This window comes from Endozoicomonas sp. ALC020, assembly GCF_049275935.1.
GTDB lineage: Bacteria > Pseudomonadota > Gammaproteobacteria > Pseudomonadales > Endozoicomonadaceae > Endozoicomonas_A.
In genome coordinates this window covers 3065190-3088215 of sequence record NZ_CP184830.1, presented here as the reverse complement: position 1 = coordinate 3088215, position 23026 = coordinate 3065190, and the positions used below count along the sequence as shown (strand labels likewise).

Here is a 23026-nt window from a genome sequence, read left to right as displayed (position 1 = left end):
TATGTGTTTATATTGGAGCTGATGACAATGAAGCCTGTATTACGCACCACACTAACAGTGCTTGGTATGCTTTGGTGCAACACGAATTGGGCACAAAGCCTTGAGCAAACGATTAATGATGCCATACAGACCAACCCGGATATGGCTGTAACCTTACAGTCTTACTTTGCATCGCAGGCTGAACTCGACATTGCCCAGGGAAGGTTTCTACCCAGTCTTGATTTAAGAGCTGATAGTGGGCGAGAAGATCAGGATAGAGCTAATGTTGGAGAAACCAATCAAACTCGCAAGCAGGCCAGGCTGAAATTATCAATCCCGCTATTTCGTGGTTTTGCCAATACCAGTGAATACTCGCGCGCTGACTTCAACATGCAGGCTCATTATCATCAGACACTAGCACAAGCTGAATCACTCGCTTTACAGGTGGCGCAGGTTTATACCCATGTAATGAATGCTCAAGAGGTACTGCGTTTGTCGCAAGAAAACCTGGAGCAACATCTCGAAACTTACGATATGGTCGCTGCACGCAAGCGACAAGGCATATCGGATAAATCTGATCTTACGCAAATCAAAGGACGTATTGCCAGAGTCAGAGCCAATATACTAGCTGCCCGTAACAACCTGGCTGATGCTGAAACTTTATACAAGCAACTCACTGGTGACTATCCCGGTGACTTTATCCGTCCGGAGGTCGATCAGTCTTATTTACCTGAAAGCCAGGATCGAGCCATTAAATTAGCACTTCAGAATAATCAGCTACTCATCGCCAGCAGACTCGATGTGAATGCTTCAACAGCTGATGTGAAAGGTGTTCAATCTGAAAACTATCCCAGCTTTGACTTAGTTGCAGATCGTAGTTGGAAAGATAATGTGTCTGGTTTTGATGGTCGGGAAGATGAATCGCGACTGCTTGTAGAAATGAACTGGAACCTCTACTCCGGGGGACAAAGCAGCTCCCGTTATCGTCGGGCTCTCTATCGGGAGGAAGCCTCCCGGATGCGTTCGAATAAGGTGTATCGCGAGGTTCAGGCCAATGCAGAATCATCTTGGGACGCTTTCGTGACACTAAAGCAATCACGCGTCCATTTACACGATTATGTAGAGCAATCCAGAGAGAGTACGGAGTTATATCTGGCGCAATTTAAGGCTGGCCATCGTACGTTATTGGATTTGCTTGATACTCAGAACGAGCTGTTTGAAGCGCGCAAGCAATACCTCGCTGCTGATTATCAGTACGTTTATGCCCAATACCGTGTTCTTGCGAGCATAAGCAATATCCTGGGTGCAATGCGAATCAATACTATACGGCCACTGTTGCAAAAAGGGCCAAAGAAGACGACTCCATAAGCAAGGAGCGTGTACCACCCAGGGCTCACTTGGGATGAAATACAACAGGTGTTAGCGACTGATTCCGATATTCCACAGCGGAATTTGACAGATTCGACAATCGTATCTAATTAAAATATGTGCTCCGCTTTCCTTCCAATATCTTGCCTGTTCATTCCTTAACATCTCCTAAGGCTCCTCATGAATACACGACTCCCACTGCTTATACCCATACTCCTGTCTCTTTTTATCCCTCCTGCTTTTGCCGACAAAGAGTGTTCCGACATTGACGCTCTTGGCCTGAAAGAGAAGCAGCAAAGATTGATTGATATGAAACAGCGCTTCATCGAAACCCTTAAACCCTGGAAACACCTGGATCATATTCGTAAAGAGGCCACCAACCCCTCGCAATTAGATGAAGCAGGGGATCTTGCCCTGCAAAGCATCCCTGAAATCATTCAAAAAAATTATCCGGAAGTGCCCAAAACCATTCAGGAAGATATTAGTCAGCAGATAGAAGAACTCGATAGGGTGGCAGACTGTTTCCACTTTGGTAAGCGAAACAAAGAGTCGCTGATGAAACTGCGTTACCGCAAGGTACAAGACACCGATAGCCCCTATATTGGCTTCCTGTTACCAAAGGAGCGGGATCAGCCCCGCAAAGCGGAAGTCACCAGCTCTTCATCCTGCCGGGATAAACACTGCGACTTCACCACTAAGAATGTCGATGACCTGGATAAAGATGTCATCCTGCTGGTTCATCGCCCTGCCCGACTCAGTACTCCGGTCATGCATACGAAACCCATTGTCGACCCCAACACCACTGCCACAGAGCGCCTGCCTGAACGTGATTATCTTCTGGAGCTCAACCTGGAACGGGTCGGCGAGTATTTCACCAAGCCTGAAATCTACATGCATCTGACCTACTACAATGGCGACCAGCCCATTCGTGAGGATACGATTGAAATCCCCTGGGCAAAAGAAAAAGGCGTCAACAAAGGCAAAACAGAACTGATTATCTGGATGAATGCAGACTCCGTACAGCTGACTCTGATGGAAAATGACTGGGAAATCCCCTTCAGACTGATCGGCAAAATCCTCAGCAAGGCTGTAGCCATTGGAATACAGCTGGCCAGCGCCAGTTATCCTGAAATAGGCCATATCAAGAGTGCTCTCGATACGCTCAATAATCGCTTCTCATCGGAAGAGACCGAATTCTATGATGCCTTGGGCAGAATGAATGCCGATGATCTCCTGGATACCGTTCGTCTGCAAAGAACCGACGTGCAAAGTTATGTCGTCATGAAAACCGGGGTTGTAAAAATGACACTGATGCCTGTCTACACCCCCAAAACAGGCTTGAAAGACGAACTATAGCCGAATGGTTATCACGTAGTCTCTGTATGGAGGGTCAGAAATATTGCTCACTACCTTACGGGGTCGACTGCCGTTATAATGGCGACTTTTTCACCAGCCAGATCAGTGATCGCTGATTTTGCTATTCTGAGTCACCTGAGGCCTGAACATGACAGCTTCAGGGTCTCAGACCATTATACAGCAGACAGGAATCCGGCTTTGGCGTCTGAAATAACCAAAACAGCCCTGAGCAAACAAACAGCCCTGAGCGAAAAGAATGTGAACCCAGAAAGCAAAAGTATGAGCGCAACAAAAAAGCTTTATATCAAAACCCACGGTTGCCAGATGAACGAGTACGACTCAGCTCGAATGGCTGACCTGCTCGGAGAAACCCATACTCTGGAGTTAACAGACAATCCGGAAGAAGCCGATGTTGTGTTGGTTAACACCTGCTCTGTGAGGGAAAAAGCCCAGGAAAAGCTGTTCCATCAACTGGGTCGCTGGAAAAAACTGAAAGAAGCCAATCCCGACCTGGTGATCGGTGTCGGAGGCTGCGTGGCCAGCCAGGAAGGGGAAGCTATCCGCAAGCGTGCGCCCCAGGTAGACGTAGTATTCGGACCACAAACCCTGCACCGCCTGCCAGAGATGATCGATGCCACCCAGAGCAACCATATCCCTGTGGTCGATGTCACCTTCCCGGAAATTGAAAAGTTTGACCGGCTGCCAGAGCCTTCTGTAGAAGGACCAACGGCCTTCGTTTCCATCATGGAAGGGTGCAGCAAATACTGTACTTTCTGCATTGTTCCTTACACCCGTGGTGAAGAAGTCAGCCGCCCCATGGATGACGTAATTGCCGAGTGTGCCGGTCTGGCTGAGAAAGGGGTTCGGGAAATCAATCTGCTGGGGCAGAATGTAAATGCTTATCGTGGCGAAAAAGACGATGGTACTGTTTGTGATCTGGCTGAGCTGATCACCATAGTCGCTGCGATAGACGGCATTGACCGAATTCGTTTCACCACGTCTCACCCGAAAGAGTTCTCCCATAGCCTGATCGATGTTTACGCTCAGGTACCGGAGCTTGTCAGCCACCTGCACCTTCCTGTGCAAGCCGGATCTGACCGAATTCTCTCCCTGATGAAACGTAACCACGAAGTTGAGATGTACCGGGACAAGATTCGCCAGTTGCGTGAACACCGCCCTGACCTGAGTCTCTCTTCAGACTTTATCGTGGGCTTCCCGGGTGAAACCGATGAAGATTTTGAAGACACCATGAACCTGATCAACGAGATCGGTTTCGATGCCTCTTTCAGCTTCATCTATAGTAAACGCCCCGGAACCCCGGCATCCGACATGCCCGACGACGTTCCTGAGTCCACCAAAAAGCAGCGACTGAAAATTCTGCAGGAGCGAATCAATCAACAGACCATGCAAATCAGTCGTCGTCTGGTAGGCAGCACCCAGAAAATTCTGGTAACGGGTTACTCCAAAAAAGACCCGGGCGAACTGAGTGGCCGGACAGAGTGCAATCGTGTGGTTAACTTCAAGTGTGCCGAACCTCGCCTGATTGGTCGATTTGCCGAGGTTGAGATTGTTGAGGCGTTCCCTCACAGTTTGCGTGGCAGCCTGATTGATTCTGAACTGGGTGTTGTTGCCTGACCCTTCGAACAGAGTGGCTGGTCTCAAGGTGAATGTTCCCCGCCCTGTCGAGGCTGTCGCAAAACTCTGCTTCCCGCCTTCACCCCCGTCATTCCCAACTTGATTCTCGTCATTCCCGATTTCATTCTCGTCATTCCCGCGAAGGCGGGAATCCACACTGACTCACCACCAGAACCATACTGCCCGGTGCTCCCCTGGCCTTGTCATCCCCGAGAAGGCAGAGATCCACCGTTGGCGCTGGATTCCCGCCTTCGCGGGAATGACGAACTCAGTGCATGGGAACGAGCTGTTGGAGTTTTGCGACACCCTCGATTGGGCGAGAGTTTACGACGATTTTGCTAAGTTTTGTAAGCTTTGGGAGTTAACACATAACTACCCAGAGCTATCGAGACCGACGCTCTCTGTACCCTCTCTCAAAGTCTGCTATGCTATTTTTCTCATTCATTTGATAGAGGAGTAAAGCATGAGCTTAAACGCTGAACAGCCGCCCGAAACCGAGCTTGACCCTATTCGGGACACCCTGACGGAGATTGTCAGCTACGCCAGTAAAACCCGTGCTGAAATGCACCAAGGGTTCGCTCAGATAAACAAACGTTTTGATCAGCAAGACAAACGTTTTGACCAGCAAGACAAACGTTTCGAATAGTTCAAACAAGAGACTCATGAACGCTTCGACAAAATAGAAGACACTCTCACCATCATCGTCAACCACATCAAGAAATAAGCCACAGCGGAAAAATTATAAATTAACCGGGAGCCTGAAGATCAGCACTCGCTAATAACAGGAGCCGCAAGTTATACGGCTTTGTTTTTGGATTTTTCTACAGGCTCGTTATGTGCTCAAAATACAACTATAATCTCGTGCGGCATGGTTGGTTCAAATGTAGGCCTTTGCTCCTGAAAAGCATGATTATCAAGAAATTGAGAGATTTCGCATACATATCTATCATTTATTGAGTTTGGTTAATTGCACGTAACATGCTTTCATTATGAGTTGGCTTTAGCGCATGAATACTAATCATTAGTACCGGATATAAGGAGTTTAATTTATCAAGAGCTTTATATGCGCCCTTTTTATTACAGGCATCTTGAATTTAGGGCACGCTTCATGTCTAGTATATAAGAGTTCCAACAGCTGGACGGCCATTGGTTACATTGGTTTAGATAACCAAACCATCTACAAGATTTCTGATAAATCACATAAAAATGTTTACGTTGACATGCTACAAAAGTTTGCTTTTGAGCTAACAAATAACTTGGGTTATAGTATTTTTTCAAAAATCTTCTACGAAACCCCACATCAAGAAAAAGTGACAGGTTATATTAGCGTTTTCAAAAATGTTATTTATGAAAATGCTAGTAGTTGGAATGAGGTTGGTTTTATAGGTTGGGATCGTCGTACTATCTATAAAAATAGGGATAGTTGGGACATCACAGGGTATATCGGATTTGGTTGCGACGATGACGATGATTAGTAATTCTAAATTTTAAGTTAAAGTTCGGATGATTCATAACGAATAAGGATAGATTGTGCACAGCCGCAATCTTATCCGGTTGTTGAACAAGCCCGGATTTGACAGCCACTCAGTATGGTTTGTAGGAAATAGCTTTTTCTCTGGCTGCCTTCATAGCTGATGTAGGTTGGTTTTGACTTTTGTTAAGCTAAGCGTGCCCCCGCCCCAGCCATTAATTGAGCATTGTCGTGAAATTATGTATTCAGATTGTGCTGGCTCTCCTCTGTTGAGTGAATTTAAGCCCTTTTCTATTGGTCAGGTGTTTTTGGCAAAGTTCTTCGAACTGTTTTTTCGGTTGAATTCATGTTCAGTATTCCTGTTATTCAGACACATCAGAATTGATGTGGTATCAGGAATTATTAGACAATATTGAGAGTTTTTTTACCGCGTTAGCGGCTTGGTTCATCAAAGCGTTTAAGAGTGACTACCCACGCTTGCTGATTTCGCTTCGCTCAAATTATAGCAAGCTTGGGCAGCACCTTGACACAATGTTAGGCGCGACAGGAGGTTCATTTGGAAAATCTAATTGTTTTTACTGGCGGTCCAGGTTCAGGTAAAACATCTGTTATTAATCACTTGAAAGAACTCGGGTATGAGTGTGCCCCCCGAAGTCGGTCGTGAAGTAATTAAGAAGCAAGTAGAGTCTCAAGGTCTCGCGTTACCATGGTGTAACAAAGTGGCATTTCGTGACGAAATGGTGAGAGAGGAGATCATAAATTATGAGAGATATAGAATGATCAAAGACACAGTTTTCTTTGATCGATGTGTGATTGATTGTTACGGGTATAGTACGCTGGAGCAGTTGCCAGTATCAAATATGTTGCTCAGATATTGCATTGAGATTAGCTATCGTAAATCGGTTTTTTTGTTCCCACCTTGGGAATCAATATTCACTAATGATCTGGAACGAAAACAAGATTTCAACGAGGCTGTAGCTACGTACGAACACATGGTTGAAGCCTACTACAAATTCGGTTATGACTTAGTGGAAGTGCCAAAATGTTCTACCAAGAAACGGGCAGAATTTATCGTGAATAATGTGTAGCTAACAAGCGGCTGCATTTCGTTCCGGCCTGCGGCCTCCAACGGACTCGCTTCACTCGCCGATGAGCCGAGCGTTAGGTGCCACCACCTCTGAAACTTCTCATGAAATTGACAGTACGATTCCTGTGAGCCATCATTCTTGGCAGGAATCATTTGTCTATCATAGATTATGGGAGATTGGATTTTTTGCATGTAATAAAGCGAAAACCATTCGATGACCTTGCTGTTCGGTTTCCAATGGATCGTGAACCTATCTTGAGAACGTACAGGTTGCTTGACAGTATGAAGTGTAAACCAAACAACTCTCAAGAGCTTAAGAACCTGTTCCCAAGCTTAGATAGATTCAAGTACGTGGAAGATTGGTGGGTTATTAATATTGGTGGTAACAAATATCGAACTGTACTCGGAATTAATTTCAGATCGGGTAGAGTTTTTGTGAAATTTGTTGGGACTCATAAAGAGTATGAAAAATTTACGAATGAGTATAGATGATATAGCTAGTGCGGAAGCTTGAGCTCCCACCAAAACATGCAAAAAGTGAATTGACAATGTTAGTAGCACTTGAAAATAGAGAGAATACGATGACTATATATGAACAAATGAGAGAGTTTGTAGCGTCAGTATCTCATGAAGCTAAAACGAGCTTCGGATTTTCTTTGCCTCTATCATCAGAAGCAGATTACAACAAAGCTTGTGATTTAATAGAGGAACTTGACTCAAAAAAGGGTACTGATAAAGAAGTTGATTTTATTTATCATTTCATGAAAATGTGGGAAGACAAGAATCTTCAAGCATTGCCTGAAGCCAGAGGAATAGATTTTCTATTACATTTGATGGAGGTAAACAATCTATCACAATATGATTTACCTGAAATTGGTAAGCAACCATATGTATCAAGAATAATTTCAGGAAAAGCAACGCTTAAATTACATCACATAGATAGATTAAGTGATAGATTTAATGTTCCTAGATCTATGTTTCTAGATGATTGAGACCACTCCCAATATAATTAGCTCCAGCACCTAACGAATATGGATAGATTGCGCGTAGCCGCAATCTTATCCGGTTGTTGAACAAGCCCGGATTTGACAGCCACTCAGTACGGTTTGTAGGAAATGGCTTTTTCTCTGGCTGCCTTCCCCTCTGTGTCAGAATAGATGTCGCCCTATTTTCTTTTCTCGCAGGTTCGCTGGTCGACCATTGACAGCTCCACCTGATCCGTTACAGTGTCGTCACTCACCTGCATGCCAAAACCCGTTAGTTGGCATTTCCCATAACATCAGACAATTACCACGGAGCACACCATGTCAGTTTTGAGAATCGCTGTGAACGGAGCCAAAGGCAAAATGGGACAGACAGTGGTTGAGTTTGTCCAAAAACACAGCCGTCTGGAACTGGCCGCATCCATCGACCTGGGCGATGACCTGGCAGCGGAAGTGAAAAACAACGACGCCGATATTGTCGTTGACTTTACCCGTCCGGAAATTCGTATGGAAACTGTGAAGAACACTCTGTTCTCTGGTGCTTCAGCGGTAGTCGGTACAACCGGCTTTACGCCTGAAGACCTGGAGAGCATTCGGAGCTGGGTCAGGGAAACCGGCAAAGGCTGCTTTATTGCACCTAATTTCATCGTGGGTAACGTGCTGATGCAGCAGTTTGCCAGGCAGGCCGCCCGTTATTATGAATACGCCGAAATCATTGAGTACCATCACCAGCAAAAAGTAGACTTCCCATCGGGTACCGCAGTAAAAACAGCCGAACTGATGAGCGAAGAGCGCGAGAAGTTCAATATTGGTACCCATGATCAGGTTGCCAACATTGAAGGCTCGCGGGGTGGTGATTACAGGGGAATAAAGCTTCACGCAGTCCGTATGCCAGGCTTTGTAGCCTCTCAGGAAGTGATTCTGGGCGACACTGGTCAGTACCTGACCATCCGTCATGATTCCATTGAACGAACAAGCTACATGCCAGGCATTCTTATGGCCAGTGAGTACATCCACGACAAGGCTGAACTGGTATACGGGCTGGAACATATTCTCTGATCGCAGAGAATGAATGGATTAAACAGATGACATTGTTAAAACCTACGGTAAAATCCTATTTTTCAGCAGTCTGATTCACTCATTTTTGCCCGCTGCGAGTGCACAGCAAAATACACTCATAGCGAATAAAATACGGCAAGAATCGGACTGCAGTATATGCTTAACCAATATAAATCGCAGTAAGAGCTGAATTCTCGACTTGAATACCCAGATCCAGGCAACACCGACAAAAAGTGCAGGTATAACCTGTCAGTTTCTTCTCGAACCGGACGATCCCCATCGATTCGCAGAGCTCTGCGGACAATTCAATCAGCACCTGAAACAGATAGAACAGCGCCTTGGCGTTGATATCCGTTATCGTGGCAACCAGTTCACGATCAGGGGTGAGGATCGGAGTGCCCAGGCTGCTTCGGAGATACTCAAGCGTCTATACCGGGAGACCGGAAAAACAGAACACCTGACGGCTGAGACAGTGCACCTCTATCTTCAGGAGTCAGCTGTTGAATGGGTCCACGAAGCCAGATCCGACAATCTGATCACTCTGCGCACCCGCAAGGGCACAGTCACTCCAAGAGGTGAAAACCAGCAGAAATATGTTCGTTCCATTCTTACTCACGATATCAACTTTGGTATTGGCCCGGCTGGCACCGGTAAAACCTATCTGGCTGTTGCTGCTGCCGTTCAGGCTCTGGAAGAAGAGGAAATCCGTCGAATCCTGCTGGTAAGGCCCGCTGTGGAAGCCGGTGAAAAGCTGGGCTTTCTTCCGGGTGACCTGTCTCAAAAAATCGATCCTTATTTGCGTCCTCTCTACGATGCACTCTATGAAATGCTGGGCTTTGAGCGAGTCGACAAACTGATCGAGAAAAATGTGATCGAGGTTGCCCCTCTCGCTTACATGCGTGGCCGTACTCTTAATAACTCTTACATCATCCTTGATGAAGCCCAGAACACGACGCCGGAACAGATGAAAATGTTCCTGACCCGCATCGGTTTTGGCTCAACCGCCGTCATTACCGGTGACATTACCCAGGTCGACCTGCCCAGGGGCACCCGCTCTGGTCTGGCTCATGCCATTGATGTTCTCAAAGGTGTCGACGGTATTGGCTTCAACTGGTTTAACGCCAAGGACGTTGTCCGTCACCCGATTGTCCAGAGAATTGTGCGGGCTTACGATCGCTTTGATCAGTTAAGTCAGAACAAATCTGTTGCAGGGGTTCAGTAATGTCTGCAGACGTCCATGTCGACGTACAGATAGCCAGCGGGAGTTCCGAAATACCCTCGCAATCGGATCTGCACAAATGGGCAGCTGCAGCAGTTGGCAATCATCGCGAAGAAGCCGAAATCAGTCTGCGTATTGTTGACAGTGAGGAAGGTGCAGAACTCAACCGGCAATGGCGCCAAAAAGACGGTCCCACCAACGTTCTGTCTTTTCCCTCTGACCTGCCGGAAGAACTCAACCTGCCGCTTTTGGGCGATCTGGTTGTCTGTTCACCTGTGGTTGAACGTGAGGCCAGGGAACAGGAAAAAACCCTTCAGGCACACTGGGCTCATATGATGGTTCATGGCACACTGCACTTGCTGGGTTATGACCATATCGAAGAAGACGAAGCCGAGGCGATGGAATCTCTGGAAACAGCGATTCTCCAAAGCCTTGGTTTTCCTGATCCGTACCAGTCTGAAAAGGGCGGATCATCATCATAGGAGAGGCTGGCCGAATCATGCAGATGATGCCATGAGAAGGCCTTCACGGTAATACAAGGTAATGAACGACGACACTGCGCCGGGCGACTCGCCCGCCCCGACATGGAAAGACAAACTGACGGCTCTGTTCGCTCAGGACCCTCAGAACCGGAGTGAGCTACTGACTCTACTCAATGATGCCGGACTCAGGGGCATTATTGACGATGAAGCTCTCAGTATTATTGAGGGCGCTGTTCAGGTGGCTGACATGCAGGTCAGGGAAATCATGATCCCACGCTCCCAGATGGTCTGTGTTGATGAAGACCAGGAGCCTCGGGACTTCCTGTCCAGGGTGATCGAATCAGCCCACTCCCGCTTTCCCGTCATCGGCGATACCAAAGACGAGATTATCGGCATTCTTCTGGCCAAGGATCTTCTGCCGCTGATTCTCCAGAATGGTAAATTCAATATCAAGGACCACCTTCGTCCTGCCACTTTCATTCCTGAAAGCAAACGTCTGAATGTGCTCCTGAAAGAGTTCCGAACCAACCGTAATCACATGGCCATAGTCATTGATGAATTTGGTGGTGTAGCCGGTCTGGTCACGATCGAAGACGTTCTCGAACAAATTGTCGGGGATATAGAAGACGAGCACGATGTTGAAGAGGACAGCTTCATCAAACCGGTTGAGGAACAGGCCCGTACTTTTATCGTCAAAGCCCTGACCCCTATAGAAGACTTCAACGAGCACTTTGAATCCAGCTTCAGCGACGAAGAGTTCGATACCATTGGGGGGATTGTCCTGCAGGAGTTCGGACATATGCCCAAACGGAATGAGTTCGTGGAAATTAACGGTTTCCGATTTGATGTTCTGAATTCTGACGGCCGCCGAATTCGACTGTTGCGAGTTAGCCCCGTCTAGCAAAATCAGGCAAACTGGCGGGGAGGACTCACGGTGTGACTGGTTTCAGTCCGACGGTTCTCCAGCCAGTCACCGCTGAGGAAACTGACTTTTCCGAATTCCATTTATGAACAAAAAAACGCTCTACTTTGGTCACCTTGCCACACTGTTGGCTGGAAGTTTGTTTCCACTGGGTTTCAGTCCCTTTAACATCTGGCCTGTCCTGATCGTTGCTACAGCAGCAGGCTTTGCTTATACCCGCACAGAAACAGTAAAGACGACCACTGTCCGAGGCTTTCTGTTTGGGCTGGGCCTTTTCGGTACAGGGACTTCATGGATTTATGTCAGCATCCATAACTTTGGTGCTGCCTCAGTCCCTCTGGCAGCTCTGTTAACCGCTCTGTTCGTTATTATGATGGCTGCCCTGATGGTCATGCCGCTTTTCTATCTTTATGCAAAACTCAGGCATCGATTCAATATTCAGGCTCCCTGGCAACAAGCTCTGATTTTCGCCGGATTATGGACACTGTTTGAATGGGTTCGTAGCTGGCTACTCACTGGCTTCCCCTGGCTTCTTGAGGGTTACTCACTGCTCGACACCCCTGTTCAATCCTGGGCACCTGTCGTAGGTGTTTTTGGATTGACTCTGCTCATGGCTTCGACTGCAGCCCTGATTACTGCGACACTGGTCACTGATCGAGCCCATCGGAACCCATCTTTGATCGCCCTGTCAATCACCCTGGTGTTCTGGGTTGCATCGGTTCCACTGGGTAAATTACAGTGGACTCACCCCGTGGGGGAGATAAGCTTCAGCGCTGTTCAGGGGAATATCCCCCAGCTCCTGAAATGGGACCCCGGCTATGTTGAGAAAACACTGAATACTTTCTATGGACTTTCTGAAGACGAGTGGGATCAGGAGCTGATCATCTGGCCTGAAAATGCCATGCCTCTTTACTACAGTCAGGCCAGATCGGTGCTCAGTCAGCTCAATCGTAAAGCAGCTGAACACAACAGCGCCCTGATTCTCGGCTTACCTATTGATGAGCGATCTGAGGACACAAAATCTTTGTTCGACGAAAAGTATTACAACGGCATAATCGCCATGGGTCTGGGAGAAGGTCGCTATTACAAGCAGAAGCTGGTTCCCTTTGGGGAGTATGTTCCTCTTGATTCACTCCTGCGCGGGCTGATCAGCTTTTTTGACCTGCCTATGTCGGCATTCAGCCCGGGGCCTGGTGGTCAGGAAAAACTGCGAGTCCCCAACACTGTGATAACCACTTATATTTGTTATGAGGTGGTTTACCCCGACTTTGCTGCCCGGCAGGCAAAAGACAGTGGGTTGTTAATAACCATCAGTAATGACACCTGGTTTGGCAAGTCTATCGGCCCCGAGCAACATTTCCAGATGGCCCTTATGCGCTCACTGGAGACCGGTCGATACATGATTCGCGCGACCAACGACGGTATCACTGCCCTGATAAACGATAAAGGTCAGATGGTTGAAAGCATCGAACGTTTCAAACCCGGAGTACTGAGAGGCACCGCTAAAGTCATGACAGGCAACACTCCTTTCATGTTACTGGGGTCCTGGCCTGTTTTATTCTTGAGTTTGATAATGATTATTGTGGCAGTTCTCAGCGCAAGAAGATCTGTCTCTGATTCACAGAAGTAAGGATCGGCTGTCTGTTATCTGAATTAAAAAGGGTGGCTTTGAGTCACCCTTTTTAATTCGGCCATCCTTTGATAAAAAATCAAACCACGCCCAGTTCTTTCAGTCGTTCCACCAGGTAACTACGCTGAGTATGACGCTCAGACAAGACCACCTCACTGCGTGGATGCAAGAACAGAGGCAGGGACATTCTGGATTTCTCACCCTTACCACCAGTCGGGTTGATCACCCTGTGACTGGTGGAAGGGAAATAACCGCCGGAAGCTTCCTGCAACATATCCCCGGTGTTGATGATCAGGTAGCCGAACTTTGAAGGAACATCGACCCAGCTGCCATCTTTCAATCTGACCTGCAGGCCGGGCTCACTGGCTGCTGGCAGAATGGTCAGCAGATTGATATCTTCATGGGCTGCTGCGCGAATGGCTCCCGGCTCTTCTTCGCCAGTGAACGGAGGATAGTGAAGTACCCTGAGCAAGGTATTTGGCGTGTCTTCAATCATATGTGGAAGCGGCTCGGAAAAGCCTTCTGCTACCTCACAAGGCGCATTACTTTCAACCCATCCCAGCAACTCACCCGCCAGATCAGAAGCTTTTTCATAATAATCTGTAATTTCTGATTTCAGTTCAGCAGGAATCCGGCCCCAGGGGTAAATATGGTAATACTCTTTAATATCTTTCTTCTCATGCCCTTTGGCCACTTCAGAAACCTCTGGTGGAAAATAGCCGTCCTGCTTTTCAGGATCAAACAGAAAATCCTGTCTGGCGGGAGAATTAAAGAAGTTCAACCAGTTATCGTAAATTGACTGAACCAGATTCTGACTCAAAGGGTGGTTGGTTAAAACCGCAAAGCCGGTTTCGCGGAGTGATTCAACAAATTTTTGAGCTGCATCTGTGGCCTTATAATCAACTACCTTAACGTCCATTATCCTGATATCCGGTCAGTAAAAGTGGCGAGATTTTATCGTTCAGTTCAAGAAAAGAACAAGCTTTATGCGGTATTAAAAGCATTAAACCGGCTTCATACAAAAAATTGATTTTTTATTCTCAATAGCCGCCAATAGGCTATAAGGGTCTATGATATTGGCGTTCACATTCGAATTCCGGACTGGATAGGGTTTCGATTCAATGACAAACACCAACCTCAAGCAAAAAACCTGGCGACATTTGACTCTGGCACTACTAATGGGACAGTCGACAGCCATGTACAGCTCTGCAGAACGCCCAACCGGGGTGCGAATTGAACGCGATAGCCTGGGAGAAGTGACTGTTCCCAGGGACGCCCTCTATGGTGCCCAGACCCAGCGGGCAGTTGAGAACTTTCCTGTCAGTGGGCAGCCATTGCCTCATCCTTTCATAGAAGCCATTATCCGCATCAAAAAAGCCGCAGCCCGAACCAATCAGTCACTTGAGTTACTGGCTGAAGAGAATGCCCTGGCCATTATCGAAGCTGCAGATACTCTTATTGAAGGAAAATATGCGGATCAGTTTCCTATCGATGTCTACCAGACCGGGTCCGGAACAAGCAGTAATATGAATGTGAACGAAGTGATCAGTAATCTGGTCAATCGTACTTCAGGATTAAAAATCTCGCCCAATGATCACGTCAATATGGGACAAAGCAGCAACGACGTCATTCCTTCTGCTATTCACGTATCGTCTGCCTTGTTGATTCATAATCACCTGCTGCCCGCTTTGAATCATCTTCTGGAAGTGATGAAAAAGCGTCGGTTAGAGCTTGAGAATACCGTAAAAACAGGCAGAACCCATATGATGGATGCCATGCCCGTAACCTTTGGTCAGGAAATCAGTGGCTGGATAGCACTGATCAATAATGACCAACAACGAATCAGGCAGACTCTTGAGCGTCTCTATCAACTCACTCTGGGTGGCACCGCTGTTGGCACCGGAACCAACACTCATCACGACTTTGCAACAAAAGTCAGCAAACAACTGAGTCAGGATACCGGTTTGCTTTTCAAGCCTGCTAATAACTTCTTTGCAGCCCAGAGCCTGCCGGCCACAGCGCTTGAACTGTCCTCAGACCTTCGCAGTGTGGCGGTGTCACTGATGAAGATCGCCAATGACCTGCGCCTGATGAACAGTGGACCTTTGGCAGGGCTTGGTGAAATTGAACTGCCTACCCTGCAGCCTGGCTCCAGTATCATGCCGGGTAAGGTGAATCCGGTTATCTCCGAATCGGTTACCATGGCAGCCGCCCAGATCATGGGGCTGGACTCAGCCATCGCGATTGCCGCCCAGTCTGGCAATTTTCAGCTCAATGTCATGCTGCCACTGATCGCCAACAACCTGATCAATAGCATTACTCTGGCCACCAATAGCAGCCTGATTCTCGCCGACAAGGCTATAGCCGACTTTACTGTCAGGGAAGCTCATATCAAGGAAACGCTGAGGCGCAATCCGGTACTGGTGACAGCCCTGAACCCATTGATTGGCTATATGAAGGCGGCTGAAATTGCCAAGCAGGCTTATCGTGAGAAACGTCCGGTCATCGAAGTTGCTAAAGAAAAAACCGGTATGTCGGAAGAGGCATTGAAGAAGATTCTGGACCCTGGACGGGCCACCAAAGGCGGCATTGTCAAATAGCCCGGCTTGCTAAAGAGGGCGTCACAAAAACCCGTTTTCGACACCCTTAACGAATGGTCAGCCGATACCAGATTAAGCCCAGATATTCATTCAGGGCCAGTTCACTGAGCCTGAGATTGCGAACCCTCGGGATCCAGTTGGCCCCTTTCTGCCAGGTGATCTCTTTCGAGTTGAATGCTGTGGGTGCCGGAATCACTTTGAAGCCAGCCCTTTCAAAACTCAACACTGCCCGGGGCATATGCCAGGCGTGAGTAATCAGGACAACCGTTATCTGCTCTTTACCTGCCAGCTCATTACCCAGCAGCTTTTTACTGTTCCGGGCATTTTGCCGGGTTGTCGTGCTCTGAGTTTCTTTCCATGAGACATCAACGTTATAGTCATTCTTCAGAACCCTGGCCATCATTTCCGACTCAGGTCGCTTCCCACCGCCAGTGGCCAGAATGGGGACTTCACACTCCCGGTGCAACAAGGCGGTATAACGAATACGCTCAAGTGACAGAGGGGTCGGCTGATAACCCTCCAGTTCAGCAGAGCTTCTCGGCCTTCCCCCTCCCAGCAGCACCATGGCATCGGCTTTTTTACAAAGACTCCTATCAACAGGAGGATATATCTCCAGCCCCCTGGCGAGAAGATTGGCAATAGGGGCAACCGAAAGCAGATAGAGAAAAATCAGGGCCAACCACGCCAGCAAGCCCATTGTTGTTTTAAAGATCATGTTTTAAAGATCATTCCCAAAATCAGCATCCATAAAATATTAAAGGGGGGAAGCTGTCAGCCTCTCACCCCAATCAGCTACTGTAATTCACCAACAATATAACATCGTTACTGAGAAAAAAGCTTAACCGTTCAAGAGCCTGTCAGAATGATCTGATTCAGGCATTCAACCTGATAGCAATGAGTCAAAAAAAATGACAAGGCCCAGCTTGATGGGATCAATAAGAATTTACTTATTCAGCCGCCACTAATGCTGATATTTTAAGCTTTTTCGTAACATCCAGTATTCAGTATTCCGGCTCAGGACTATTTATCTGACAAGAGATCCTGATAATAGATCGGAAAGCACGTACTAAACCCCTGATCCAGACATGAGTTAATAAAGCCACTGACAAACTTTTATTGAAGTAGCCTTATGACCGAAAAAGAGAAAATGCTTGCAGGACTGGATTACCTTGCATTTGATTCTGAATTGACCCAGGATCGCCTCGAGGCCAAGAAGCTGTGTCACCGCTTTAATCAAGTTTCACCGGACGACAAAACACAACAGGCAGAGGTTCTCAATGAACTTCTGGGTACCCTTTCAGAAGCATGGATAGAGCCCTTTTTCTATTGTGATTATGGCTACAATATCCACTTGGGAGAGAACTTTTATGCCAACCATCACTGCACGATTCTCGACGGTGCTAAAGTCACCATTGGTAATGATGTGTTGTTTGGCCCCAGTGTCACCATAAGTACTGCGGGACACCCTCTGGATTCAGTAACCCGAAACACAGGGCTGGAGTTCTGCAAACCCATCACCATCGGTAATAACGTCTGGCTGGGCGCCAATGTGAGCGTCAATCCCGGAGTGACTATTGGCGATAATTCTGTGATTGGAGCGGGCAGTGTGGTGACTCGTGACATTCCTGCGAATAGCGTGGCAGTGGGAGCACCCTGCAGAGTCATTAAATCAGTCATGAACAAAGAAGCCATCTTATCACCCTTAAGCTGATGAGATAGCTTTATCTTGACATCCTCTAAAAGTACGGGGCTTTCCGCTCATTCAGGTAAAAGGCCTCTGATTCACGACTTCACTTCGGCTTCCTCTGGTTTTCGAGACGTCAGACGAGCAAACAGAATGCCCACCTCAAACAACAACCACATCGGGCCAGCCAGCAGAGTCTGGGAAATTACATCAGGAGGGGTCAGCAGCATGCCCAGAACAAAGCAGCCTACGACAATATAGGGACGCTTTCCAGACAGGGACTCAACGGTTGAGACTCCCGACCAGATCAGAAGCACAGTGACAACAGGAATCTCAAATGCCATACCGAAGGCAAAAAACAGTTTCAGAATAAAATTCAGGTAACTGTTTATGTCGGTCATCACCGTGACACTCTCAGGGCCGGTGCTGGTAAAGAACCCAAAGATCAGCGGAAAGACCACAAAGTAGGCAAAAGCCACTCCGACATAAAACAGTACGACACTGGCAATCAGCAGTGGTACAGCCAGCCTCTTCTCATGCCTGTATAGCCCCGGCGCAATAAACCCCCATATCTGATTGAGGATAAAAGGAATAGCGGCAAACAGTGACAGGACCATTGTCAGTTTGAAAGGTGCCAGAAAGGGCGAAGCAACATCCGTTGCGATCATGCTGCTATTTTCCGGCAGGAAAACTCGCAGAGGCTCTGAAAAGAATTCATAGAGCGTACTGGAAAAGTAGAAGAGCCCGGCAAAAATAATCAGCACAACAACGATGCTGCGCAGAATACGGGTTCTCAGCTCTAGCAGATGCTGAACCAAAGGTTGTTGCTTGTCACTGCTCTCGGTAGTAGACGACATTTATTTGTTATCCTGAAAATCACTCCGATGGCCAGATACTTAAGCATACTCAACTGAAAACCCTTCTCACAATCAGTAGATTCAATAGGACAGCCACTACTTGCGAAAAAAACAGCCGCCATTCTGCACAGAACCCTATCTGAAATGATTTCCAATAAGTACCTGGCCAGTTGGTTTCGCATATTCTGGCGAGTGGATTTTTTCATCCTTCAAGGCGCAACGACGGGCGCGTAGCCATAGCTACGCAACCAGAGTTGGAACGCAGAAGGGTGGAAAAAGCCGCCGTCCAGAATATGCGAAACCAACTGGTTAGGTACTTAAGTGAATTCATTCGATTAATGACATACCCATCCTTACAATAACGGGCAATATTTGTGAGGACAGTTTATGAGACACTCGATTCTCGACATCTTCTGGCGCTTTCTGGTGCTGGGTTGCTACTCCTTCGGGGGACCCACAGCCCACATTGGCTACTTTCATAAAGAGTTTGTAGGACGTCGCAAATGGCTCAGCGAAAGAGATTACGCTGACACCGTAGCCCTCTGCCAGATGCTGCCCGGACCGGCCAGCAGTCAGGTAGGAATGAGCATAGGTTTTGAACGTGCCGGCCTGCCGGGTGCTGTGGCCGCATTCCTGGGTTTCACCCTTCCTTCTGCCCTGATCATGATCCTGCTGGCACTGGGCTACAGTGAGATATCCGGCATCCCTGCCGCTATGGGAATGCTACAGGGCATCAAGCTGTTTGCCGTTGCTGTCGTGGCGGATGCCCTCATCAAAATGGGCAAATCATTATGTCCGGATCGTCCCAGGGTGACATTAGCGGTGTTGTCAGCAGGGGTCATGTTGCTGCTTCCCCATGTATTCACCCAGATTGGGGTGATTTTTGTGGCGGCAGCCTGTGGATTCGTCATCTACAAAGATCAGTCTGCTCATGACGACCATGCCCGGGTTAAAGGCAGCAAACGACAGGCCTTTGCTGCACTGGTTCTTTTTCTTGCCGGCCTTATCTTGCTGCCTTTCTTTGCAGATATGTCAGACTCTACCAGCCTGAGCTTGTTTGACAGTTTCTATCGCGCCGGTGCCTTGGTGTTTGGCGGCGGTCATGTTGTTCTGCCGATGCTTCAGGCTGAAGTTGTACATCCCGGCGGTGTTACCCCGGACGCCTTTCTGGTTGGCTACAGTGCCGCCCAGGCAGTACCTGGCCCTATGTTTGCCTTGGCTCCTTTTCTGGGCGGTGTATACGGCGATAGCTACAGTATTTCCAATGCACTGGCCGCTCTGTTGGGTATTTTTGCTCCCTCTTTCCTTCTGCTGGCAGCGGCCTGGCCCTTCTGGAATCGTCTGAAAGCCATGCCAAAGCTGAGAGCCGCTATCAATGGCATTAATGCGGCGGTGGTAGGCTTGCTTCTGGCAGCCTTTTACAATCCGGTGATTACTCTGGCCATCAAGGATGCTCAGGATGTTGCCCTGGCATTGTTGGCTTATCTGCTTCTGGCTGTCTGGAAGCTGCCAATTGCCTGGATGGTTCCCCTTTTTGCAGGCATTGGTTTTCTGTTGATCTGAAACTGAGCAGACACTTCCGGGGAACTTTTCACTCCCCGGAGACTCTAAACTATATAAGCTTTTGGAGGGTACGATTATGCAATTCGTGGTGTTCTGGGATATCAACTGGCTGAAGGAACGACTGAGAAAGAAGCCTCTCTCTGGTCGGGAAACTTACCTCTATGCGATATGCTGGCTGGCATTTCTAACCCTGGCTTTTTTTCCTGGAAGCATCAATGACCGCTCTGCCCATTCCGTCTGGCTTGAGGCCATAGAGCTCTTGATTCCTGTCATTGCTATCTTTTACGCCTGGCTCTGCAACGGGGGTCTTCAGGGAGAACAGTTCTGGACCCGACTGATTTCAATAGGTTGGGTCGTCACCATGAGAGCGTTGGTGTTCAGCCTGCCGATCTTTTTAATATTGGCTTTTGCACCCATGGAACAGTCAGAGCTTATTTTTGAATCCGTCGCCACATTGGTGAGTTTATTCATAATCTGGCGGCTGGGGAGTCATATCGAAGGACTAAGGGAAGTCAATATGACTAAAAAAACTTCCCTGTGAGCGGATGTTTTACTGTTACTTTTCATTCTCGAGAGTCTTGATTCTGGCTCTCACCTGCCTTATGTCCCGCCACAGTTGAAAGCTTTCTGCAGGGTTCTTATACCACTTCAATTTGTCTTTTTGCTTAATCATATTGTTCAATACATCTTGTTCGTTAACTAATCTGACCTGACGCCCCCCCCATTCGACAGCCTGTGATGCAGTCTGATAAAACTCTTCTGCTTCATGCTTTACGGCATCAACAACCTTAACTGCGGCTTTTTTTATCTGATTCAGAGGACCCTTCTGTCTTGCTTTCCTTGCTTCGGCCATTCGGCTTCTTTGTTCCTTACGAATTTTTTCATTTTGAAGCTGGGCACTGGTTTTGGCATTTTCCGCCTGGGTTCTGAATTTTTGAGCTTGCTCTAGTGTGCACTGTTGCGCAACCTTCGACCTGTACTGTCCAGCCTGTTTTTCCAGATGATCAGCTTGAGCCAAAAAGAATTCTTTTGACTCCTTCAGAATGGGTTTGCCATCGACAGCCTCAGCTGCTCGATGATCATATCGCCCGACCTGCTTGCCTTTGACCTTGTTCGAACTCTGTGAAGTTGAAGCTCCCACCAAGCCTTTGAGAAAATTTACTGGTCCAGCCATGGCTCATGATCCTCCTTGAAAGCTGAAAATACCTTACATCTAACTATCGACGATTTTCAGGTTTCTTCCATCACTGGACAGTGTTTAGAGAAATTCTTCTCCCATACCTTCGGCAAAAACGTTATATTATAACAACCTCAATCAGTTTCAGATGTCATGACCAAAGCAATCCCTACTAACCTGATTACCGGCTTCCTCGGATCCGGTAAAACTACTGCGATCCTTCATCTTCTTGCCAACAAGCCCACAGAAGAAACCTGGGGTGTGCTGGTGAATGAGTTTGGAGAAATCGGCATCGATGGCGCCATAATGTCGGGCAAAGGCGCAGTTGTCCGGGAAGTGCCCGGTGGCTGCATGTGCTGCGTGGCCGGGCTACCCATGCAGATAGGGTTGAATATGCTGATTGCCCGCAGCAAACCAGACCGTATTCTGATCGAACCCACAGGACTGGGGCATCCGGAGCAGATTCTGCAGACGCTGTCAGGTGAGCACTATTGCGATGTACTCGATCTGAAAGCCAGTATCTGTCTGGTGGACCCCCGGAATCTGAAAGACCAGCGGTATCTGGATAACGAAAATTTTCAGGATCAGATCGCTCTGGCAGACGTTATCGTGGCCAATAAGACCGACTGTTGTGAGGATTCCGACAAAGAGCGTTTTGACGACTTCTGCAGCTCTATGGAAAACAAAACATTCAAAACAGCCTGGGTAGCCCATGGCGCACTGGAGCAGCAATGGCTGGATCTTCCCAAAGGCCATCAGGTCGCTCTGCACCCGGACGCGCATCACTCACACAGCGCCATGCCCCAAACCGCCCCCCTGCAACTGCCCGATGGCGAGCTGTTTATCCGGCGAGAGAACAAGGGACAGGGCCATTTCAGCTGTGGCTGGCTGTACAGTTCAATGCTGGTGTTTTCCTTCGATGCACTGTTTCATCTGTTCAACAGCATACCCGCCAAACGTCTGAAAGCTGTGGTTAATACCCATCTCGGGCCAAGGGCATTTAATGCCCAGGATGGAGTAGTCAGCATCATGGAACTGGAAGAATGCGATAACAGTCGGATTGAGGTGATTCACAACGAACCTCTGGCATGGGATGAGATTGAAGAGTTATTGTGCCAGGCGGCAGGATTGGTGCCTGATTCAGAGTGAAGGCTTTACCAGTTACAAAAACGGGACCTCCATGAGATCCCGTTTCCAGAAAGTGTTGTGTTTCATCTGGATAATAAGCTTGCCAGAATCAAGCGCCGCAGCACTTCTTGTATTTTTTACCACTGCCACAGGGGCAAGGATCATTGCGACCAATTTTGGTAACAGAAACCGGATCTGGCGTTTCCGTAATGGCTTCCCAACGGGTGCGAACTCCCAAGTCAATGGAAGCCAGCTCCCTGGCTACAGAGGGCACTGCAGACAGCATCTTGCCAATGTCAGGCCCCCCCGGTTTTTTGGCTTTATCCATTAGCTGCTCAGGGTTGGACCAGACGCTGAGGAGAATGGTGCAGGCTGTCCAGGATTCTTCCAGCTCTTTCATGGCCTGGTGCTGGAATATTTCTTCCCAGAAGTTCACCAGCATGGCATTGGCTTCACCGAAACCTTTGGACCACTTTTGAAGATTGGGGAACAACTCATCTTCCGGCGTTTCTGACAGACAGTCTTCAGGAATGATATCCAGCCCCATTGCAGCAGTCCGCTCAATCGTGTCGCAAAGATTAAACAATATACGGTGAGCGTCTTTTTCCTGCTGCGCATCCGTAAAAGCAGGTGTTTCACCAAAGATTTTTTTAAACCAGCGGTTGGGTGGCACCGGTTGAGGCGAGCCCCAGATACCAAACAGGAAACCTTCCAATTCCTGATAGGACATCTGGCCATACTCAGACAGCATGGTTGCCAATGTTGCCTTCTGGGCATCGTCAAAACGCCAGTCAGGAATGAAGGAACGGGTTTCTCTCAAACCCAG

Annotated in this window: 24 protein-coding genes and 2 pseudogenes; 20 read left to right on the top strand and 6 right to left on the bottom strand. The window is 48.0% G+C overall.

Features of this window, described 5'->3' with window-relative positions:
- Window positions 1–27: 27 nt before the first annotated feature.
- The 15 genes from ACOJUO_RS11365 to lnt all read left to right on the top strand — a co-directional run bounded on the left by ACOJUO_RS11365 (window position 28) and on the right by lnt (window position 13191).
- Window positions 28–1347, top strand: a complete 1320-nt coding sequence (locus tag ACOJUO_RS11365) for a TolC family outer membrane protein (RefSeq protein ID WP_422136814.1) — start codon at window positions 28–30, stop codon at window positions 1345–1347.
- A gap of 180 nt (window positions 1348–1527) precedes the next feature.
- Window positions 1528–2703 carry a hypothetical protein gene (locus ACOJUO_RS11360; protein ID WP_422139833.1) on the top strand — a complete coding sequence of 392 codons (1176 nt, stop codon included), beginning with the start codon at window positions 1528–1530 and terminating at the stop codon, window positions 2701–2703.
- A 279-nt stretch (window positions 2704–2982) separates the two neighbouring features.
- Window positions 2983–4338 carry a tRNA (N6-isopentenyl adenosine(37)-C2)-methylthiotransferase MiaB gene (gene miaB / locus ACOJUO_RS11355; protein ID WP_422140067.1) on the top strand — a complete coding sequence of 452 codons (1356 nt, stop codon included), beginning with the start codon at window positions 2983–2985 and terminating at the stop codon, window positions 4336–4338.
- Between the two features lie 99 nt (window positions 4339–4437).
- Window positions 4438–4680 carry a hypothetical protein gene (locus tag ACOJUO_RS11350; protein WP_422139832.1) on the top strand — a complete coding sequence of 81 codons (243 nt, stop codon included), beginning with the start codon at window positions 4438–4440 and terminating at the stop codon, window positions 4678–4680.
- Window positions 4681–4801: 121 nt separating this feature from the next.
- Window positions 4802–4984 carry a hypothetical protein gene (locus tag ACOJUO_RS11345; protein WP_422139831.1) on the top strand — a complete coding sequence of 61 codons (183 nt, stop codon included), beginning with the start codon at window positions 4802–4804 and terminating at the stop codon, window positions 4982–4984.
- Between the two features lie 442 nt (window positions 4985–5426).
- Window positions 5427–5813, top strand: coding sequence for a hypothetical protein (locus ACOJUO_RS11340; RefSeq protein ID WP_422139830.1), 387 nt, complete (start codon window positions 5427–5429; stop codon window positions 5811–5813).
- Window positions 5814–6365: 552 nt separating this feature from the next.
- On the top strand, window positions 6366–6473 hold the full coding sequence (locus ACOJUO_RS11335) for an AAA family ATPase (RefSeq protein WP_422136811.1): 108 nt from the start codon (window positions 6366–6368) through the stop codon (window positions 6471–6473).
- A complete protein-coding gene (locus ACOJUO_RS11330) occupies window positions 6445–6897 on the top strand; it encodes an AAA family ATPase (RefSeq protein ID WP_422136810.1) in 453 nt (150 codons plus the stop codon). Before ACOJUO_RS11335 ends, ACOJUO_RS11330 begins: the two co-directional genes overlap by 29 nt.
- A gap of 236 nt (window positions 6898–7133) precedes the next feature.
- Window positions 7134–7388 (top strand): type II toxin-antitoxin system HigB family toxin, encoded by a 255-nt coding sequence (locus ACOJUO_RS11325; protein ID WP_422136809.1) that lies wholly within the window; start codon window positions 7134–7136, stop codon window positions 7386–7388.
- 56 nt (window positions 7389–7444) lie between these two features.
- On the top strand, window positions 7445–7888 hold the full coding sequence (locus ACOJUO_RS11320; RefSeq protein WP_422136808.1) for a helix-turn-helix domain-containing protein: 444 nt from the start codon (window positions 7445–7447) through the stop codon (window positions 7886–7888).
- Between the two features lie 312 nt (window positions 7889–8200).
- Entirely contained in the window at window positions 8201–8938 is a 738-nt protein-coding gene (dapB, locus tag ACOJUO_RS11315; RefSeq protein WP_422136807.1) for a 4-hydroxy-tetrahydrodipicolinate reductase, read from the top strand.
- Between the two features lie 199 nt (window positions 8939–9137).
- Window positions 9138–10160, top strand: a complete 1023-nt coding sequence (locus ACOJUO_RS11310) for a PhoH family protein (protein ID WP_422136806.1) — start codon at window positions 9138–9140, stop codon at window positions 10158–10160.
- Complete coding sequence (gene ybeY / locus ACOJUO_RS11305; protein WP_422136805.1) at window positions 10160–10639, top strand: rRNA maturation RNase YbeY; 480 nt, start codon at window positions 10160–10162, stop codon at window positions 10637–10639. Before ACOJUO_RS11310 ends, ybeY begins: the two co-directional genes overlap by 1 nt.
- A 61-nt stretch (window positions 10640–10700) precedes the next feature.
- On the top strand, window positions 10701–11540 hold the full coding sequence (locus ACOJUO_RS11300; RefSeq protein WP_422136804.1) for an HlyC/CorC family transporter: 840 nt from the start codon (window positions 10701–10703) through the stop codon (window positions 11538–11540).
- Between the two features lie 106 nt (window positions 11541–11646).
- Window positions 11647–13191, top strand: coding sequence for an apolipoprotein N-acyltransferase (gene lnt / locus ACOJUO_RS11295; protein ID WP_422139829.1), 1545 nt, complete (start codon window positions 11647–11649; stop codon window positions 13189–13191).
- Window positions 13192–13270: 79 nt separating this feature from the next.
- Here lnt and ACOJUO_RS11290 read toward each other — a convergent pair whose 3' ends face one another.
- Window positions 13271–14110, bottom strand: a complete 840-nt coding sequence (locus ACOJUO_RS11290; protein ID WP_422136802.1) for an isopenicillin N synthase family dioxygenase — start codon at window positions 14108–14110, stop codon at window positions 13271–13273.
- Window positions 14111–14387: 277 nt separating this feature from the next.
- On the opposite strand from ACOJUO_RS11290, the gene ACOJUO_RS11285 reads away from it, so the two are divergent.
- Window positions 14388–15791, top strand: coding sequence for a class II fumarate hydratase (locus tag ACOJUO_RS11285; RefSeq protein ID WP_422137068.1), 1404 nt, complete (start codon window positions 14388–14390; stop codon window positions 15789–15791).
- Window positions 15792–15837: 46 nt separating this feature from the next.
- Here the strand turns inward: ACOJUO_RS11285 and ACOJUO_RS11280 are convergent, their stop codons facing one another.
- Window positions 15838–16506, bottom strand: a complete 669-nt coding sequence (locus ACOJUO_RS11280) for a YdcF family protein (RefSeq protein WP_422139828.1) — start codon at window positions 16504–16506, stop codon at window positions 15838–15840.
- 414 nt (window positions 16507–16920) lie between these two features.
- On the opposite strand from ACOJUO_RS11280, the gene ACOJUO_RS11275 reads away from it, so the two are divergent.
- On the top strand, window positions 16921–17502 hold the full coding sequence (locus tag ACOJUO_RS11275) for a sugar O-acetyltransferase (RefSeq protein WP_422136800.1): 582 nt from the start codon (window positions 16921–16923) through the stop codon (window positions 17500–17502).
- A gap of 71 nt (window positions 17503–17573) precedes the next feature.
- Here the strand turns inward: ACOJUO_RS11275 and tatC are convergent, their stop codons facing one another.
- Window positions 17574–18332, bottom strand: a complete 759-nt coding sequence (gene tatC, locus ACOJUO_RS11270; RefSeq protein WP_422139827.1) for a twin-arginine translocase subunit TatC — start codon at window positions 18330–18332, stop codon at window positions 17574–17576.
- Window positions 18333–18719: 387 nt separating this feature from the next.
- Between tatC and chrA the strand changes: the two genes are divergently transcribed.
- The gene (gene chrA, locus ACOJUO_RS11265) at window positions 18720–19895 is read left to right on the top strand and encodes a chromate efflux transporter (RefSeq protein WP_422139826.1); all 1176 of its coding nucleotides are present in this window, start codon (window positions 18720–18722) and stop codon (window positions 19893–19895) included.
- Window positions 19896–19971: 76 nt separating this feature from the next.
- Window positions 19972–20436, top strand: coding sequence for a hypothetical protein (locus ACOJUO_RS11260; protein WP_422136797.1), 465 nt, complete (start codon window positions 19972–19974; stop codon window positions 20434–20436).
- A 15-nt stretch (window positions 20437–20451) separates the two neighbouring features.
- Here ACOJUO_RS11260 and ACOJUO_RS11255 read toward each other — a convergent pair whose 3' ends face one another.
- Window positions 20452–21069 (bottom strand): hypothetical protein, encoded by a 618-nt coding sequence (locus tag ACOJUO_RS11255; RefSeq protein WP_422139825.1) that lies wholly within the window; start codon window positions 21067–21069, stop codon window positions 20452–20454.
- A 156-nt stretch (window positions 21070–21225) separates the two neighbouring features.
- On the opposite strand from ACOJUO_RS11255, the gene ACOJUO_RS11250 reads away from it, so the two are divergent.
- On the top strand, window positions 21226–22221 hold the full coding sequence (locus ACOJUO_RS11250) for a CobW family GTP-binding protein (RefSeq protein ID WP_422139824.1): 996 nt from the start codon (window positions 21226–21228) through the stop codon (window positions 22219–22221).
- A gap of 88 nt (window positions 22222–22309) precedes the next feature.
- Here the strand turns inward: ACOJUO_RS11250 and ACOJUO_RS11245 are convergent.
- Window positions 22310–22378 (bottom strand): annotated as a pseudogene (locus ACOJUO_RS11245) (SEC-C metal-binding domain-containing protein); the annotation flags it as partial.
- A 225-nt stretch (window positions 22379–22603) separates the two neighbouring features.
- Window positions 22604–22951 (bottom strand): annotated as a pseudogene (locus tag ACOJUO_RS11240) (UPF0149 family protein); the annotation flags it as partial.
- Window positions 22952–23026 lie beyond the last annotated feature (75 nt).